The 15,813-nt window shown below is 47.7% G+C and carries 11 protein-coding genes, 1 tRNA gene and 1 pseudogene; 9 read left to right on the top strand and 4 right to left on the bottom strand.

Annotation, left to right across the window (positions count from 1 at the left end; translation table 11 throughout):
• Positions 1-19: 19 nt before the first annotated feature.
• From KUA49_RS03195 to KUA49_RS03185, 3 genes are all read right to left on the bottom strand, one after another.
• Positions 20-1,408 carry an MATE family efflux transporter gene (locus KUA49_RS03195; protein ID WP_218412054.1) on the bottom strand — a complete coding sequence of 463 codons (1,389 nt, stop codon included), beginning with the start codon at positions 1,406-1,408 and terminating at the stop codon, positions 20-22.
• Positions 1,409-1,985: 577 nt separating this feature from the next.
• Positions 1,986-2,627: an FKBP-type peptidyl-prolyl cis-trans isomerase gene (locus KUA49_RS03190; RefSeq protein ID WP_218412055.1), complete on the bottom strand. Its 642-nt coding sequence runs from the start codon at positions 2,625-2,627 to the stop codon at positions 1,986-1,988.
• Positions 2,608-4,170 (bottom strand): glycine--tRNA ligase, encoded by a 1,563-nt coding sequence (locus KUA49_RS03185; protein ID WP_089544934.1) that lies wholly within the window; start codon positions 4,168-4,170, stop codon positions 2,608-2,610. Before KUA49_RS03185 ends, KUA49_RS03190 begins: the two co-directional genes overlap by 20 nt.
• A gap of 155 nt (positions 4,171-4,325) precedes the next feature.
• Between KUA49_RS03185 and KUA49_RS03180 the strand changes: the two genes are divergently transcribed.
• Together KUA49_RS03180 and KUA49_RS03175 are read left to right on the top strand one after the other, a co-directional pair.
• Positions 4,326-4,553 (top strand): hypothetical protein, encoded by a 228-nt coding sequence (locus KUA49_RS03180; RefSeq protein ID WP_218412056.1) that lies wholly within the window; start codon positions 4,326-4,328, stop codon positions 4,551-4,553.
• 122 nt (positions 4,554-4,675) lie between these two features.
• Positions 4,676-7,495 (top strand): DNA gyrase/topoisomerase IV subunit A, encoded by a 2,820-nt coding sequence (locus KUA49_RS03175; RefSeq protein WP_218412057.1) that lies wholly within the window; start codon positions 4,676-4,678, stop codon positions 7,493-7,495.
• A gap of 65 nt (positions 7,496-7,560) precedes the next feature.
• Here KUA49_RS03175 and KUA49_RS03170 read toward each other — a convergent pair whose 3' ends face one another.
• A complete protein-coding gene (locus tag KUA49_RS03170; protein WP_218412058.1) occupies positions 7,561-8,847 on the bottom strand; it encodes a histidine-type phosphatase in 1,287 nt (428 codons plus the stop codon).
• A 226-nt stretch (positions 8,848-9,073) separates the two neighbouring features.
• On the opposite strand from KUA49_RS03170, the gene KUA49_RS03165 reads away from it, so the two are divergent.
• From KUA49_RS03165 to KUA49_RS03135, 7 genes and pseudogenes are all read left to right on the top strand, one after another.
• Positions 9,074-9,155, top strand: a tRNA-Leu gene (locus KUA49_RS03165).
• Between the two features lie 586 nt (positions 9,156-9,741).
• On the top strand, positions 9,742-10,293 hold the full coding sequence (locus KUA49_RS03160) for an REP-associated tyrosine transposase (protein WP_256624779.1): 552 nt from the start codon (positions 9,742-9,744) through the stop codon (positions 10,291-10,293).
• 266 nt (positions 10,294-10,559) lie between these two features.
• Positions 10,560-10,781 (top strand): annotated as a pseudogene (locus KUA49_RS03155) (IS66 family transposase); the annotation flags it as partial.
• Between the two features lie 662 nt (positions 10,782-11,443).
• The gene (locus tag KUA49_RS03150) at positions 11,444-11,977 is read left to right on the top strand and encodes an outer membrane beta-barrel protein (RefSeq protein ID WP_256624780.1); all 534 of its coding nucleotides are present in this window, start codon (positions 11,444-11,446) and stop codon (positions 11,975-11,977) included.
• 443 nt (positions 11,978-12,420) lie between these two features.
• Entirely contained in the window at positions 12,421-13,152 is a 732-nt protein-coding gene (locus KUA49_RS03145; protein ID WP_218412062.1) for a UpxY family transcription antiterminator, read from the top strand.
• A 60-nt stretch (positions 13,153-13,212) separates the two neighbouring features.
• Positions 13,213-14,565, top strand: a complete 1,353-nt coding sequence (locus tag KUA49_RS03140; RefSeq protein ID WP_218412063.1) for a DUF3575 domain-containing protein — start codon at positions 13,213-13,215, stop codon at positions 14,563-14,565.
• 4 nt (positions 14,566-14,569) lie between these two features.
• Positions 14,570-15,757: a hypothetical protein gene (locus KUA49_RS03135; RefSeq protein WP_218412064.1), complete on the top strand. Its 1,188-nt coding sequence runs from the start codon at positions 14,570-14,572 to the stop codon at positions 15,755-15,757.
• Positions 15,758-15,813 lie beyond the last annotated feature (56 nt).

Raw genomic sequence — 15,813 nt, 5'->3', positions numbered from 1 at the left:
CAAATCTATCAACTTTTAACTATAAACTATCAACTCTGAAGCTCTTCAGCCATGAGCCTCTGAACAGGCGCACCAGGAAGAGGCATCCTCTCAGCGTAAGCTCCGTGGCCATGGCTATCCATACGCCCTCCAATCCGTAGCTCTTCGAAAGCCCGTAGGCAAGGGTGAGCCTCACCAGCCACATCGTTCCCAGATTGATGGCGGCAGGCTTCTTCGTATCGCCCGCTCCCACGCAGACACTATAGGTAACGATGCTCGCCGCAAAGAACGGTTCGGCGAATGCCTCGATGCGCAGGCAGATGGTGCCCAATTCGCGGATACTTTCCACCGGCGACAGCACGCCTATCATCTCGGGTGCAAAGACGAACATCACCACGCCCATCAATGCCATCACGCTCATGCCCAATCCCACGGTGAGATAGGCGAAGCTCTTGCAGAGGTCGATGCGCCCGGCTCCATGAGTCTGTCCCACCAGGGTGCTTGCCGCATCTCCGATGCCATAACCCGGCATATAGCAGAGGCTCTCGGCGGTGATGGCGAAGGAATGGGCAGCGATGGCGATATTGCCCAATGGCGCCACAATCATGGTGCTCACTATCTGCGCTCCGCTCATCAGGATATTCTGAATGGCCATCGGTATGCTGATCTGGCAGGCCTGATTCACATAACTCTTCACCCAGCGGAACGGCTCTTTATCCTGCCGCAGGTTCAGAATCCTGTTGCTGCATGCCGAAATCCAGAGATTGGGCAGCGAGATGCAGAAGTAGGCCATCGCCGTGCCGCATGCCGCCCCCACTACGCCCATCTTCAGTATATAGATGAAGAGATAGTTGAAGACCACATCGCAGAGGCATATCAATACCGCCATCACGCTGGGCGTATGCATATTGCCTGCCGACTTGAGCATCATCTCGGAGATGTGATAGAGGAACACGAAGGGCAGCACGAGGCTATATATCAGGAAATACTTCGATGAGAAAGGAGCGATGTCGTCACCGCCACCCAGCCAGTAAGGCAGATATCCATGAATGCCCACGCCCACCAGGGTAAGCATCAAGCTGAACGCCAAACCGCATATCAGGGCATGGCGATATACCTGGCGTGCCTTTCTGAAATCGTTGGCACCGATGAAATGAGCCACCTGCACCGAGAACCCCGTGGCAGCTGCCGAAAGCAAACTTCCGATGAGCCAAGTGGTTGACTCTATCAGTCCGATGCTAGCCGAGGCTTCTGCTCCCAGATGTCCCACCATCGATGCATCGATAAAGAACATCATCACGGTGGAAATCTGCGCCAGCATAGACGGCACGCTCAACCCCACGATGAGATTGAGTTTTTCCCTTCGAGTCATCGCCCTTCCCTTGCGAATCGACTCTATCAGATAATCTGTCTTATTCTTGAATAACATATTTTTCTCTTTTAATGAAATGATACAAAAAGTGGCGATCCTCAAAAGAGGAACGCCACTTTCTATTTAAATTTAAAATTTGTCGTACCTTTGTTTTTCCCAAAACTTAACTTCCGCCGTAGCAGAACAGTACTGTTTTTGTCATCCTTGAATAAATCAATCTTTCTATACCTTAACTAACACCCATTTTTGAATAAACAATCTAATTTTACCTAAACTAAAAACCTAACCTATGAACAACAATCTTAACTTATTTTTTACCTAACAACTAAAACCTAATAAAATCTATTACCTAACTAAAAACCTAAAACTTATTTTTTCTGATGCAAAGGTACAACAAATTTCTGAAACCACAATACTTTTCCCGAAAAAAATGCATGAAACTAACATTTTTTGACGTAAGTCAGCAAATTGTGTGCGAGCACAAACACTTGTTAACACTAACGAAATGCTTGTTAACACAAAGAGCGTTCCCAGGTTGCCCTGCCAGCATACCTGAGAACGCCCCATATATCTCCCCATATATAATAAGGTGGAAATCTCCCCTATATATAATAAGGTGTAATCACACAGAATATCACTTGGAGAAGTAGCTATCCAGCACTATCTCGAAGCGAAGCATCGAATAGGCAGGAATCGTAGAACTGCTGCTGGTGGCGGAACCATACCCCAACTGGTATGGAATATAAACCATCCAGTGGTCGCCCGGATGCATGCGCATCAAGGCTGTGGCAAAGCCATCCACCACATTGCTCACGGCAAAGGTAGAAAGCATGGCGGTTTGCTTGTTGTAAGTACCCTCGAAGGTCTTATCAAACACGTATCCCGCATTCACGCTACCATCCTTATCAGTAGTCTGAATCAGGCTGCCACGATAGCTCACCCTCACGGAGTCGGTGTACATCGGGCTTGTGGTGCCCTCGCCCTTTTCGAGCACATGAACGATGATGTGGTCGCAATCCTTGTAGGTCAGCGGCACATTCACGCCGTTCACATCCTTGTTAGGCGTCTGGTTCTCCAAGCTCCATTTGCGATATACATACCATCCCTGGCTCTCTCCCATCTTCTTTGCGTAAGCCAGCGTATCGGCAAAAGCCTGCTCGTTGCGCTCCTGCCAGTTGGCATACGCATCATAGGAGTCATCGTTCTCGCTGCATGATGACAGGGCGAACACTGCCATCACGAGCAAGAAGAGATATTTAGAAATTCTTAATTTCATTACCAAGTTTCTTTAATACGCTGGTGATACTTACGCGATCCTCGATGATGCCACGAAGGTCAGAGATAGCTACGCGCTCCTGCTCCATGGTATCACGATAACGCAAAGTTACCTTGTGATCCTTAGGTGTCTCGTGGTCAACGGTGATACAGAATGGAGTACCGATAGCATCCTGGCGACGGTAACGCTTACCGATGGAATCCTTAGGATCGCCATAGTGGGTATTGAAGTGGAACTTCAACTCATCCACAATCTCGTGAGCCAACTCTGGCAGGCCATCCTTCTTATCCAATGGGAACACGGCACACTTCACTGGTGCCAATGCCTCTGGCAGGCGCAAAACAACACGTGTCTCACCATTCTCCAACTTCTCCTCGCAGTAAGAGTGGCACATCACGCTGAGGAACATACGGTCAACACCGATAGAGGTCTCCACATCGTAAGGTACATAGCTCTCGTTCTTCTCTGGATCGAAATACTTGATAGAACGGCCGCTGTACTTCTCGTGCTGAGAAAGGTCGAAGTTGGTACGGCTGTGGATACCCTCCACCTCCTTGAAGCCGAATGGCATCTTGAACTCGATGTCAGTAGCAGCGTTAGCATAGTGAGCCAACTTCTCGTGGTCGTGGTAACGGTAGTTCTCGTTGCCCATGCCCAGTGCCTCGTGCCATGCCAAGCGAACCTTCTTCCAATACTCAAACCACTTCATCTCAGTGCCTGGCTGGCAGAAGAACTGCATCTCCATCTGCTCGAACTCACGCATACGGAATACGAACTGGCGGGCAACCACCTCGTTGCGGAATGCCTTACCAATCTGGCAGATACCGAATGGCAACTTCATACGACCGGTCTTCTGAACGCTCAGATAATCAACGAAGATACCCTGAGCTGTCTCAGGACGCAGATATACCTTGCTTGTAGCATCGCTGGCAGCACCCATCTGGGTAGAGAACATCAGGTTGAACTGACGAACGTCTGTCCAGTTCTTGGTACCGCTGATAGGGCAAACGATACCCTCGTCCTCGATAATCTGCTTCAGCATCTCGAGGTTAGGACCCTGCATAGCCTCAGTATAGCGGGCATGGAGGTCATCAAACTTCTTCTGGTTCTCCAGAACACGAGGATTGGTAGCGCGGAACTGAGCCTCATCGAAGCTGTCGCCGAAGCGCTTCTGAGCCTTGGCAATCTCCTTGGCAATCTTCTCCTCATACTTAGCCATGTGATCCTCGATGAGCACATCGGCACGATAACGCTTCTTAGAGTCGCGGTTATCAATCAATGGGTCATTGAAGGCATCAACGTGACCTGATGCCTTCCATACTGTAGGGTGCATGAAGATTGCAGCATCGAGACCTACAATGTTCTCGTGCAGCAATACCATGCTCTGCCACCAGTACTGCTTGATATTGTTCTTGAGCTCAACACCATTCTGACCATAGTCGTAAACGGCAGCCAAGCCATCATAAATTTCACTACTTGGGAACACGAAGCCATATTCCTTGCAATGGCTTACGATTTTCTTAAAAACATCTTCTTGTGCCATGATTAAATCTTATTTTTCTTAAATTTTCTGCAAAGATAAGCCTTTTTCTCGAAAAAATGTTGTATCTTTGCCATAAATTAGGAAAAATTATCGCTTTTCCACTTTGTTTCATTGTGGAATGCGAATAAATTCGTAACTTTGCAAAAGAAATAACAATGGTTACAACAAAAGAAGAAAAGGCAAAGCAACAGTCTGCGAGGGATAATCTTAGCAAGTTTTTCTACGACTTAGCAAAAACTACCTTCGCATCAACCGTTGTCGGCGATGTAGTCGCCATGTTTCTGAAAGAGGAAGTCAAGACTTCAGCAATAGTCTTATTCTTGGTCGGTATAGCAACTACGGCTTTACTTGCACTCTTTGGGTATAGAATTTCAAAAAAATAAAAGATATGGAAGCTTTAATTATAACACTAGCAGGAACTGGAGCTATAGCTCTTATCCTCAACATTTGGTTAGGCACAAAATCTGGAAAAAAATGGCTGCAAAGCCTTTGATAAAAATCATATATGAGCGACGAAATTAAAGATAAAAACGAGCTGGAAGGCCAAAATCCTGATGATTTGGGGAATTCTGATGCTCAGGAGAAACATTCCGACTATAAGCCGGTGAACCGATTCGATGCATCCGCCGTACACCACCTCAGCGGCATGTATCAGAACTGGTTCCTCGACTATGCGTCGTATGTAATTCTGGAGCGAGCTGTGCCGCATATCGAAGACGGACTGAAACCCGTACAGCGACGCATCCTCCACTCCATGAAGCGCATGGACGACGGAAGATACAACAAGGTGGCCAACATCGTGGGACACACGATGCAGTTCCACCCGCATGGAGACGCTTCCATCGGCGATGCCCTGGTGCAGATGGGACAGAAAGACCTGCTCATCGACACGCAGGGTAACTGGGGAAATATCCTCACGGGCGACCGTGCGGCTGCTCCCCGATATATCGAGGCAAGACTCTCGAAGTTTGCCCTCGACGTGGTATTCAACCCGAAAACCACCGACTGGCAACTCTCTTACGACGGCCGCAACAAGGAGCCTATCACCCTGCCGGCTAAATTCCCGCTGCTCCTGGCACAGGGTGCCGAGGGTATCGCCGTGGGATTGAGCAGCAAGGTATTGCCACATAACTTCAACGACCTCTGCGATGCTGCCATCCACTACCTCAGGGGAGAGGACTTTGCCATCTACCCTGACTTCCCAACGGGTGGAGCCATCGACGTGAGCAAATACAACGACGGTCAGCGTGGCGGAGCCTTGAAGGTGAGAGCCAAGATAGATAAGCTCGACAGCAAGACCCTCGTCATCACCGAAATTCCATATAGCAAAACCACGGTGAGCCTCATCGAAAGCATCACCAAGGCGGTGGAAAAGGGAAAAATCAAGGCTAGAAAGATAGAAGACGTCACCTCTGCCAACGTAGAGATTCTCGTACATCTGGCACCGGGCACATCTTCCGATAAAACCATGGATGCCCTTTATGCCTTCAGCGACTGCGAAATCAACATCTCGCCCAACTGCTGCGTCATCGAGGACAACAAGCCGAAGTTCCTCACCATCAGCGATGTTCTTCGCCACAGCGTAGATCGCACCATGGGATTGCTGCGCCGCGAACTGATGATTCGCAAGGGCGAACTGGAAGAGCAGCTCTTCTTCTCATCCTTGGAACGTATCTTCATCGAAGAGCGCATCTACAAGGAGCGCAAGTTCGAGCAGAGCAAGAACCAGGACGAGGTAGTGGCTTTCATCGATTCCAAACTGGAGCCTTTCAAGGACAAGCTCTTCACCGCCGAAGTGGATGGCAAGGGTATGGTGGAATATGCCTTCCATCGCGAGATAACCAGGGAGGATATCCTCAAGCTGTTGGAAATCAAGATGCAGCGCATCCTTAAATATAATAAGGATAAGGCAGACGAACTGCTGATGAAGATCAAGGCAGAACTTGCTGAAATCGAGAACGACCTGGCTCACATGACCGATGTCACCATCAACTGGTTTGAATATCTGAAGGGTAAATACGGAAAACAGCATCCTAGAAAGACGGAAATCCGCAACTTCGATACCATCGAGGTAACCAAGGTGGTGGAGGCTAACCAGAAACTCTACATCAACCGACAGGAAGGTTTCGTGGGAATGGGATTGAAGAAAGACGAGTTCGTATGCAACTGCTCCGACCTCGACGACATCATCATCTTCTACAAGGACGGAAAATTCAAGGTTACCAAGGTGGCCGACAAGATATTCGTGGGCAAGAACATCCTCCACGTGCAGGTGTTCAAGAAGAACGACAAGCGAACCATCTACAACTGCGTATATCGCGACGGCAAGCAGGGCGACTACTTCATCAAGCGATTCAACGTAACCGCCATGACGCGCGACAAGCTCTACGACATTACCCAGGGCACAGCCGGAAGCCGCATCATCTATTTCACAGCCAATCCTAACGGCGAGGCAGAAATCATCAAGGTGACGCTGGAACCAGACCTGAGCCGCAAGCGCCAGAGCATTTTCCTGGAGAAGGATTTCTCGGATATCCTCATCAAGGGCAGAGCTGCCAAGGGCAATCTGCTTACCAAGCGCACCATCCGCCGCATCGGCTTGAAGAGCCACGGCCACAGTACGCTGGGCGGAAGAAAGGTTTGGTTCGACCCGGATGTAAACCGTATCAATTACGATGAAAACGGAAGATTCCTGGGTGAATTCAACGACGATGATGCCATCCTGGTGGTATTGGACAACGGAGAGTTCTACATCACCAACTTTGATGTGAACAACCACTACGAGGACAACATTCTGAAGTTGGAAAAATGGGACGAGCACAAGGTATGGACGGCGATTCTCTATGATGCCGACAACGAGGGTTATCCATACATCAAGCGATTTACGATGGACGCCACCAAGCGCCATCAGAACTGCCTGGGAGAGAACCCTAACAGTCAGCTCATCCTGCTCACCGACACGCCATTCCCTCGTATCAAGGTAACCTATGGCGGAGCAGATGCCATGCGTCCTGCCGAGGAAATCGATGCCGAGCAGTTTATCGCCCAGAAGAGCTTCAAGGCAAAAGGCAAGCGTCTCACCACCTGGAAGATAGAAAGCATCGAGGAACTGGAACCAACAAGATTCCCTGACCCAGAAGAGCCATCCAACGATGATGCCTCAGATGAGCAGGAAGGTCCAGAAGAGCCAAGAGAGAACCTGGATCCAGATGCCGGAAAGAGCGAGCAGCAAGTCATCGACGAGCTAACTGGCCAAACCAACCTCTTCTCCGATAAGGATTTCACAGAAGACGACAAGGATAGAGAATGGCTTTCAAAGCAATAATAAAAAAGGAGCTAAAGCATCGCTGCTTTAGCCCCTTTTTTATTTAAAGGCTTCTTTTTACCTTTTTACTTTTTTACCTTTTTTGCTTCATCCAGTTTTTTCAAGCAATACTCCTTGAAATCCTTCCAGTGGTAATAAGGCGCCATGTCGCTCTTGATAGGAAGCGTAGCCTCATCCTCGCAGAGCAGCACCTTCACCAGCACATCATTCGCCTTGTTTCTATAAAAAACAAACTGCAAATTCGTAGCCATCGGTGTAATCTTATAATCCCACCATTGAGAAGCAATCTTCTCCGGGTCCTTAATCTCCTCGCCATATCCATTCAAATCCAGCAGACAGGTGAGCGGAGTAACCATCGTATCATGGCCATATCTCAAGGTAGCACCCGGATGTGGCAAAGCGATGCAGCTATCCGCCTTCTGAATAATATCCCTCAGCAGATTGCGCTGCGAGAACGGCTGCACATTGCCCGTATAAGGCGAATTGCCGTAAGCCATCTGCCACCAGATGTTGGCATTCAGCCAATTCTGATACAGTTCCTCCTCTGTAAAGAGATCGTAGAGCGAAACCTTGCCCCTCAATTCCGTGCCCTGGATAGAGCTCGCCATCTCATAAAGCTTTCTGTTCAAGTCGCTCTGGTTGATATTCTGCTTCACCCAGGCAGGGTCGTTGAAAAGCTCCTTCATCAGGCGACTGCAGTTAATGTGCTTCTGAGCAAACTCCTGCTGCACCACCTTGATGCCCACGCTATTCTTCAGGCTATCCAGGTGTCTGTCGCCCAGGTTCATATAATACATATCATGCTCGCTGGCATCGTGGAAGATATGAAGCTTAGGATTCATGCGGAGCATCTGCTGCAAACCGTTCTCCATAGAGAGAATGCATCGGATCACCGTTGTGCTTCGAGCCTCGATATTCGTATTACCGGCAAAGATCTCAGGAAATCTCTCCATCATTCTTCGGGTAATGCCCTGATGCTGCAGGGCGCCGAGCGGAGTCAGTTCGCCATCACGTCCCCTCGCCTCCTCACGAATCATCTTCACTTTCTCCAGCGTCTCCTCGCCCTTGGCAGTCAGTTTTCCCTTCTGCTTCGCCTTGAGCAGAGAGAAATAAGGCACATCATACGCCTGCTTGCCAATCATATAGCGGGAGCCATGACGGCCATAGTGGCTCAGATAAAAAGGCTTGTATCCCTTAGGAGCAGGAGTCAACTGCTTCTGAGGTCCACGGTAAGCCACATAGTTGCTACCCGAAAGGGTAATGTCGCGCTTGAAATCCTCCTGAGGAGTCTGCGCGGCGAGAGGCATCGTCAAAGCAAGAGATGCCCACAATAATAGATGTCTTGTGTTCATTGTTATGTTATCTAAAGTTTACCTGCTTATTATAGCATATTATTGCTTGTCTGCATATCATAGCTTGTCTGCATATATAGCTTGTCATAACTTGCCTGCATATATAGCTTGTCATAACTTGCCTGCAAAAGTACCATTATTTCTCGTAAAAAACAAGCGAATCCGCTTTTTTTTGCATATTTCTTCTTTTTATTCAGAAAAATATTGTATCTTTGCACTCGCAAATGCGCTTGTGGCGAAATTGGTAGACGCGCTAGACTTAGGATCTAGTGGTTCAGGCCGTGTAGGTTCGAGTCCTATCAGGCGCACCGAAGAAAATCCTAACTGCTTGATAATAAGCGGTTAGGATTTTTCGTTTCTAGAAATTGCCAACATTTTGGCAACATATTTCCCCGCTAGGTGCTTCAAACCCGCAGAAAACTCAACCCCGCTAGGCGCTCAACCCCGCCAGGCGCTCGGCGGATTTGAAATCCGCCGTCAAAAAAAGGTCATAACCTATTGAGAATCTGCGGATTTGGAATCCGCAGCAAGCAAGAATGGAATGCAAGATAAAGGGATGGGGATTGCAAATCCCTAGGTGTAAGTGGTCGAACATTTTTTTACAGCGGATTGCAAATCCGCTGGGACGCCTAGCGGAAGACTTTCTATTAGGAACGCCTGGCGAAAACTTTATTTGGCTATTCTTGGTTGTTTTGATATCATTATTAGGCTATTATTTGACTATTTCTCCCAAAAACCAAAGAAAATCCTCAAAAGACTTGGCGGAATAAAATTATTATCGTATTTTTGCAGCAACAGTTTCCACCTCTACGCTTTTACCTAAGCACCAAATTACAATGTGGAACTTTTGCTATTCATAGTTTATAGGATGTATCGTATAAAATTGGTAAGATTATGGCACCAAAGAATACAACAACCAAGAATTTATACTTTGTGACAACAACCGTTGTCAACTGGGTTGACATCTTCAATCGTCCCAAGTATAAACATATCATTATTGAATCCCTTCAGTTTTGCCAGAAGAACAAGGGATTGGAAATCTATGCCTGGGTCTTAATGCCCAATCATCTTCATTTCATTATCGGAGCGCAAGACCTTGACCAAGTTCATTCAATTCTTCGCGATTTCAAGAAGTTTACAAGCAAGAAAATACTTGCAGAACTCCAGAATGATGTTCAAGAAAGCAGAAGAGAATGGATGCTAAACCTATTTGCTCAGGCAGGAGAAAAGGATAAGAAGATTGCGCAATATCGCTTTTGGCAAGAAGGTTGCTATTCGGAAGTTATCTCTTCGCTAGAATTCTACAAGCAAAAACTCAATTACATCCATCAGAATCCTGTTAGGGCTGAATTTGTGAGATATCCTCAGGATTACCTTTATAGTTCTGCGATAGATTATGCTGGAGAGAAAGGTTTGATAGAAGTGATTGTTGTGAGAGGATCATGATTAACAGATACCACAAGACGGATTCCGCAAAGAGCTCAACCCCGCTAGAAACTCAAGCCCGCCAGGCGCTCAACCCCGCCAGGCGCTCGGCGGATTTGAAATCCGCCGTTAAAAAAAGGTCATAACCTATTGAGGATCTGCGGATTTGAAATCCGCAGCAAGCAAGAATGAATGCAAGATAAAGGAATGGGGATTGCAAATCCCCAGGTGTAAGTGGTCGAACATTTTTTAACAGCGGATTGCAAATCCGCTGGGACGCCTGGCGGAGGTACATATCACTATCAAGAAGAAACTCTATGTTCTTTGGCTCGCACGAAGGAGCAAGACGGGGAGCTATCCTATATTCTATAGCTATTTCATGCAAGTTGAATGGCATCAATCTGTTTGAATACATTAGCGATGTCATAGAAAAGACCATTGAATGGCAACCGAATACCCCACTGGAGAAATATAGAGACTTACTTCCTGACCGATGGAAAAAGCAGTAACAGCATTTGTTTAATCAGCTGTTACTGTTTTTTTTGAATTATGCAAGGTATAAACGCGGAGCCGCTTACCAAGAAGTATCATTGAAGTATCATAAAAGCAGCATGAAGTATCATAAAAGCAGCATGAAGTATCATAAAAACAGCTTACTCACGATATTGCCCAGAAACCGTCCCAAACTTTGGGCACTCAATGCCCGCAGTACGGGCAACAGATGCCCAACACATGGGCTATCGATGCCCATCACGTGGGCTCTGAGTGCCCACCTAATGGGCATCGGCAGACCAACTAATGAGCATAGACAGACCAACTAATGGGCTGATTTCCAAGAGATATCAGTAGTAACTTCTAACGATATCAGCTGACTTTTCCTGATTTCAGTTGACACTTTTTTACTTTATCAACTAGAAAAGGTAGACACTATCAATTTCATAAAACTGAAATAGTAGACACCTGCCTATCTGATAAAACTAAAATCGCAGACACCTGCCATTATCTTGATTTAAGTCAACAATCCAACACTATTAACAATAAAACAAAGAAAAAATTTCCTGTATTCGCATATTTCCTATACCTTTGCCACCGAATTCCAAGCATAAAGAAGACGGATTCCAATAAAAGAAGATAGAAAACAACGTATAATTTTTAAGAAAAAAGATTGATTATGAAGAAAATTATGTTGAGCCTCGCTATGGCTCTCGTTTCTGTTTGCGCTAGCGCACAGGTTTACATCGGTGGTACTGCTGGTATCTCTAGCAACAAAATCGGTGATGATGACAGCAAGACTGCTTACAAGCTCATCCCTGAGATTGGTTACCAGTTCAACAACAAGTGGGATGCCGGTATCGAGGTAGGTATCCAGAAGGGCGAAGTTTGCAAGCTTTCTCGTGTAGGCGATGCTACAACCTTCACTATTGCTCCTTACGTACGCTATACAGCAGTAGAGACCAAGGTAGTAGATCTCTTCTTCGAGGGTACTATCGGTTATAGTAGCGTAAGCAAGGGCGGTGGCGACTTCTACGAGGTAGGCATCAAGCCAGGTTTGGCAGTTAAGCTTTCGAAGCATGTTGACTTCATCTCTAAGATTGGCTTCCTCGGATACAAAGGCTATTCTCCTGAGCACGGAGATAACTCTTCTACATTCGGAGTTGATGTAGATGCTAGCAACATTTCTTTTGGTGCTATCTATAAGTTCTAATATCTATTATCTATGCCGGATGTCTATCCGCCGTTGGCGAATGGGCATCCGGCATTGCCGTACAAGCATCCGACACTGCCGTACGTGCATCCGCCAATGGCGGATAGAAATTTCCATGAAACCAACAATCATTTAATGCCAACCGGAAGAACACAAGAAACAAACATAAAACTCAGCAAACAAGCATAAAACTCAGCAAACAAACATAAAACTCAGCAAACAAACATAAAACACATATTTCAGACTTCCGTATGCAAAACTATAAAATAACAAAATAGTTAAAATATCTTTCCTTTGAAATTATTTCAGAAAAACAGAAAGTAGTTAAGCTAAAAAACACTATCTTTGCAGCATGATTTCTGCAGTCTACTGAAAGTAGAAAAGAAAAGAGCAGAATCAAATTCAATTAACTGGGTTCTGACTAGAATAAGTTAAAATAGAATATGAAAGTAGAAATATGTACATCTTATGATGCACATTCTTCAGGAGATCAGAAAAAATCTCCCAGCGCTGGACTTACCTCCAGTGCCACCCCCGAAACAGAGACTCCTCAGAAAGAGGAGAATCAGCAAGTAGGGGTGTCCACCCATTATACCCTTTCGGAAACTAACCGAAAACCGGAAAACAAGCATCCAGAGGCTCATTGGTATGCACTCAGAACCACCTACGGAAGAGAGAAGAAGGCATACGACTATCTGGTGAGCAAGGGCGTAAAGGCTTTCTGCCCTACCCTTCACGTAACCAAGGAAGTGAAAGGCGAACGCAGAGTGGTCGTGGAATCACGACTGCCCAACATCTTCTTCGCCCACGGCACGGAGGAGGAACTGAAACAGTTTGTCTACGACAACGTGAATCTTCCCTTTCTCCGCTTCTACTACCGCCACTTCCATCAGGGTTCCAAAATCCAGAAGACACCGCTCATCGTGCCCGACTATCAGATAGAGAGTCTCCGAATCATCTGCGAATCAGAAGCCAACGATGTGCTGCTGGTACCGGAAAACGAGCAGAAGTTCAAGAGCGGGCAGCGGGTAAGGGTGATAGACGGCAAGTTCAAGGGGGTGGAAGGAAGAGTGGCACGATATCATGGCCAGCAGCGAGTGGCCGTCATCATCGACGACATCGCCACCATCGCCACAGCCTATCTACCTAGCGCCTTCCTGGAATTCATCGACTAAAGTTTGGTATTGATTCAAATGCTATAGATAAAATTCATTTAAATTGTCTAAACGTGCGATATGCGATATACGAGAACATTACTTTCCATGATATTCGGCTTCAGCATGAATGCGGCAGCGCAGGTGGCTACCACCGATTCTGCATTCATTCACGACTCGCGCCCTATCATCCCGTTTGTTGTCGGAAAAAAAGACATTGAGCAGCAAGACAGGAAATGGATTACCAACAATCTCATTCCCAAATTGAAGGCATTGGGCGACAGCGGCATCATCATCGGTCGCGCCTCAGCATCTCCAGAAGGTTCCCTCCATATCAATACTCAACTCGCCAACGCACGCAAGGCTTCCATGAATGCTTTGCTCAGCAGCTACGGCATCAACACGAATCTCATCCGCTACGATGTGGCGCCGATGGATTTCCCCCTGATGCGGTCTCTGATGAAACTCAGGAAGGATGATTACCTCCCGGTGGTGGATTCGCTGATGAACCAATATGCTGCCGACGTGATACTGCTCAAGGAGGCGATGATAAGACAAGACAGGGGAAAGTTGTGGCAGCACCTCTATCACAACTATTTCCCAAGCCTGCGATCCGTAAGAATCATGGCTATCAACCGGAATCTCACCGCTGCCGCAAATTCCCAGGAAAGCATCAAGCCTCAGCCTTCGGAAGCGGAAACCGTGCAGAAGGACTCACTCCTTCATACAGAAAAGGAAGAGATTGAGATAGAAAAGATAGAAAAGAAAGAAAAGGAAGAGACGGAAGGCAATGATCGCCGCGAGCTGATGAGCGTAAAGACCAATCTGCTCTTCGACCTGGCTTACATGCCGGGATACAACCGCTTCTGCCCCATCCCCAACGTGGCGATAGAGTTCTATCCGCTTCGTGGTCATTTCACCTACGGAGCCAGTTTCGACGGTCCCTGGTGGAAACACTACAGCAAGCACAAGTACTTCCAGCTGCGCAACTACCAGGTTCACACCCGCTACTATCTGCGCCGGGGCGACATAGAAGAGCGGAAACCGGGAAAAGGGGCAGCTTTCAAGGGATTCTTCTTCAGTGCCTACGCGCACGCGTACCTATATAATATATGCTTCTCTGAAAAGAGGGGATGGGAAGGAGAAGGATGGGGAGCCGGAATGGGAGTAGGATATGTGATGCCGATAGACCGGAAAGAGCACTGGCGACTGGAGTTCGGGCTGCAGCTTGGCTATCTGAATACACTCTACGACCCCTACCAGTGGCGATGCCCCGTGGATCCCGACACCGACGCCAACCGCTACTACTACAAGTGGTATGGCAATGCCAAGGATTTCAAGAAACGCCAGCATAGCTATTCGTGGATAGGTCCTACCAGGGTGGAAATCACGCTGAGCTACGACCTGATTTACCGACACAAGGAAAGGAAATAAGACGATGCGATACTTACAATTGTTCTTTGTACTCTGCTGTGTGGCAATGATCAGCTGCCAGCGCGACCCGATGCTCTATCTGCACGAGGACGGCAAGGATGCCACCATGGACCTGCCCAACATCGACGTGGAGCTGCAGGCCATCTGGAACTACCAGCTCGAGTACGACGTAACGTACGACTGGAAGGCAGAATGGAAATACAAATGGGATGCCACCGACGTGGAACTCTTCGGCAAGTTGGGCTATACCGAGCCTGATGCCTTTGAGATTCGCCGCTACTACACGGGCTTCACGCCCAACGGTCCACACGACGCTCCCTATAAGCATACCATCACAGGCAAAGACCTCACGGCCAACTACGACTATGGCTACTGGGACATCCTGGCATGGAACTACATCGATCCACCCGACGGCATACAGAGCATTCGCATCGACGAATCCACCTCCTACGACGAGGTGACTGCCAACACAGGTGAGACAATGATGTCAGCTCCCCATTACAGCACCCGCTTCTCTCACTCCTTCTATCAGCCAGAGGAACTGTTTGCCGGATACGAGAGTGCCATCGAGATCAACAAGAACCTCGACGGATTTGACTTCGATGCCGACCGTAACGTGTGGGTGAAGAAGCTCGACATGAAGCTGCAACCCATGACATATATCTACCTGGTGCAGGTGATATTGCGCCACAACAACCGCAATGGTCGCATCATCACCTCCATCGACGGCAACGCAAACCTCAGCGGCATGGCTCGTTCGGTAACGCTCAACACGGGCGTGACGGGTTCCGATGCCATCACGGTGAACTTCAGTATGCGAATGAAGAAGGATCTAGCCCTTCAGGATGGCACCCAGGTAGATATCATCGGAGGCAAGGTGCTCACCTTCGGCATCCCGAAAGTCAACCCGAGCCGCCTCGACACCCGAGCCTACAAGGAGTCACTCAAGCAGGTGGGTACTGCCGACCTGAACAACCGTCATTATTTCGATCTGTCGATGCAGTTCAACAATGGCAAGGACTCAACGTTTGTCTTCGACGTAACCGACCAGGTAAGAAAGCTGTTCCGTGGCGGAGTCATCACCATCGACCTCGATATGGACACGATTCCAGTACCCAACCGCCCCGGCGGTTCCGGCTTCGATGCCGTGGTAAAGGATTTCGAGGAGAAGCAATGGGAGTTTGACATGTAGGAATGATTTTGATATGTAATAATGAAGCGTAACAAGCTTTTCAGGATATAATACGA

The sequence above is a fragment of the Segatella copri genome, assembly GCF_019249655.2.
Taxonomy (GTDB): domain Bacteria; phylum Bacteroidota; class Bacteroidia; order Bacteroidales; family Bacteroidaceae; genus Prevotella.
The sequence above is the reverse complement of the archived record's forward strand: the minus strand, read 5'-3'. Positions and strand labels throughout refer to the sequence as shown.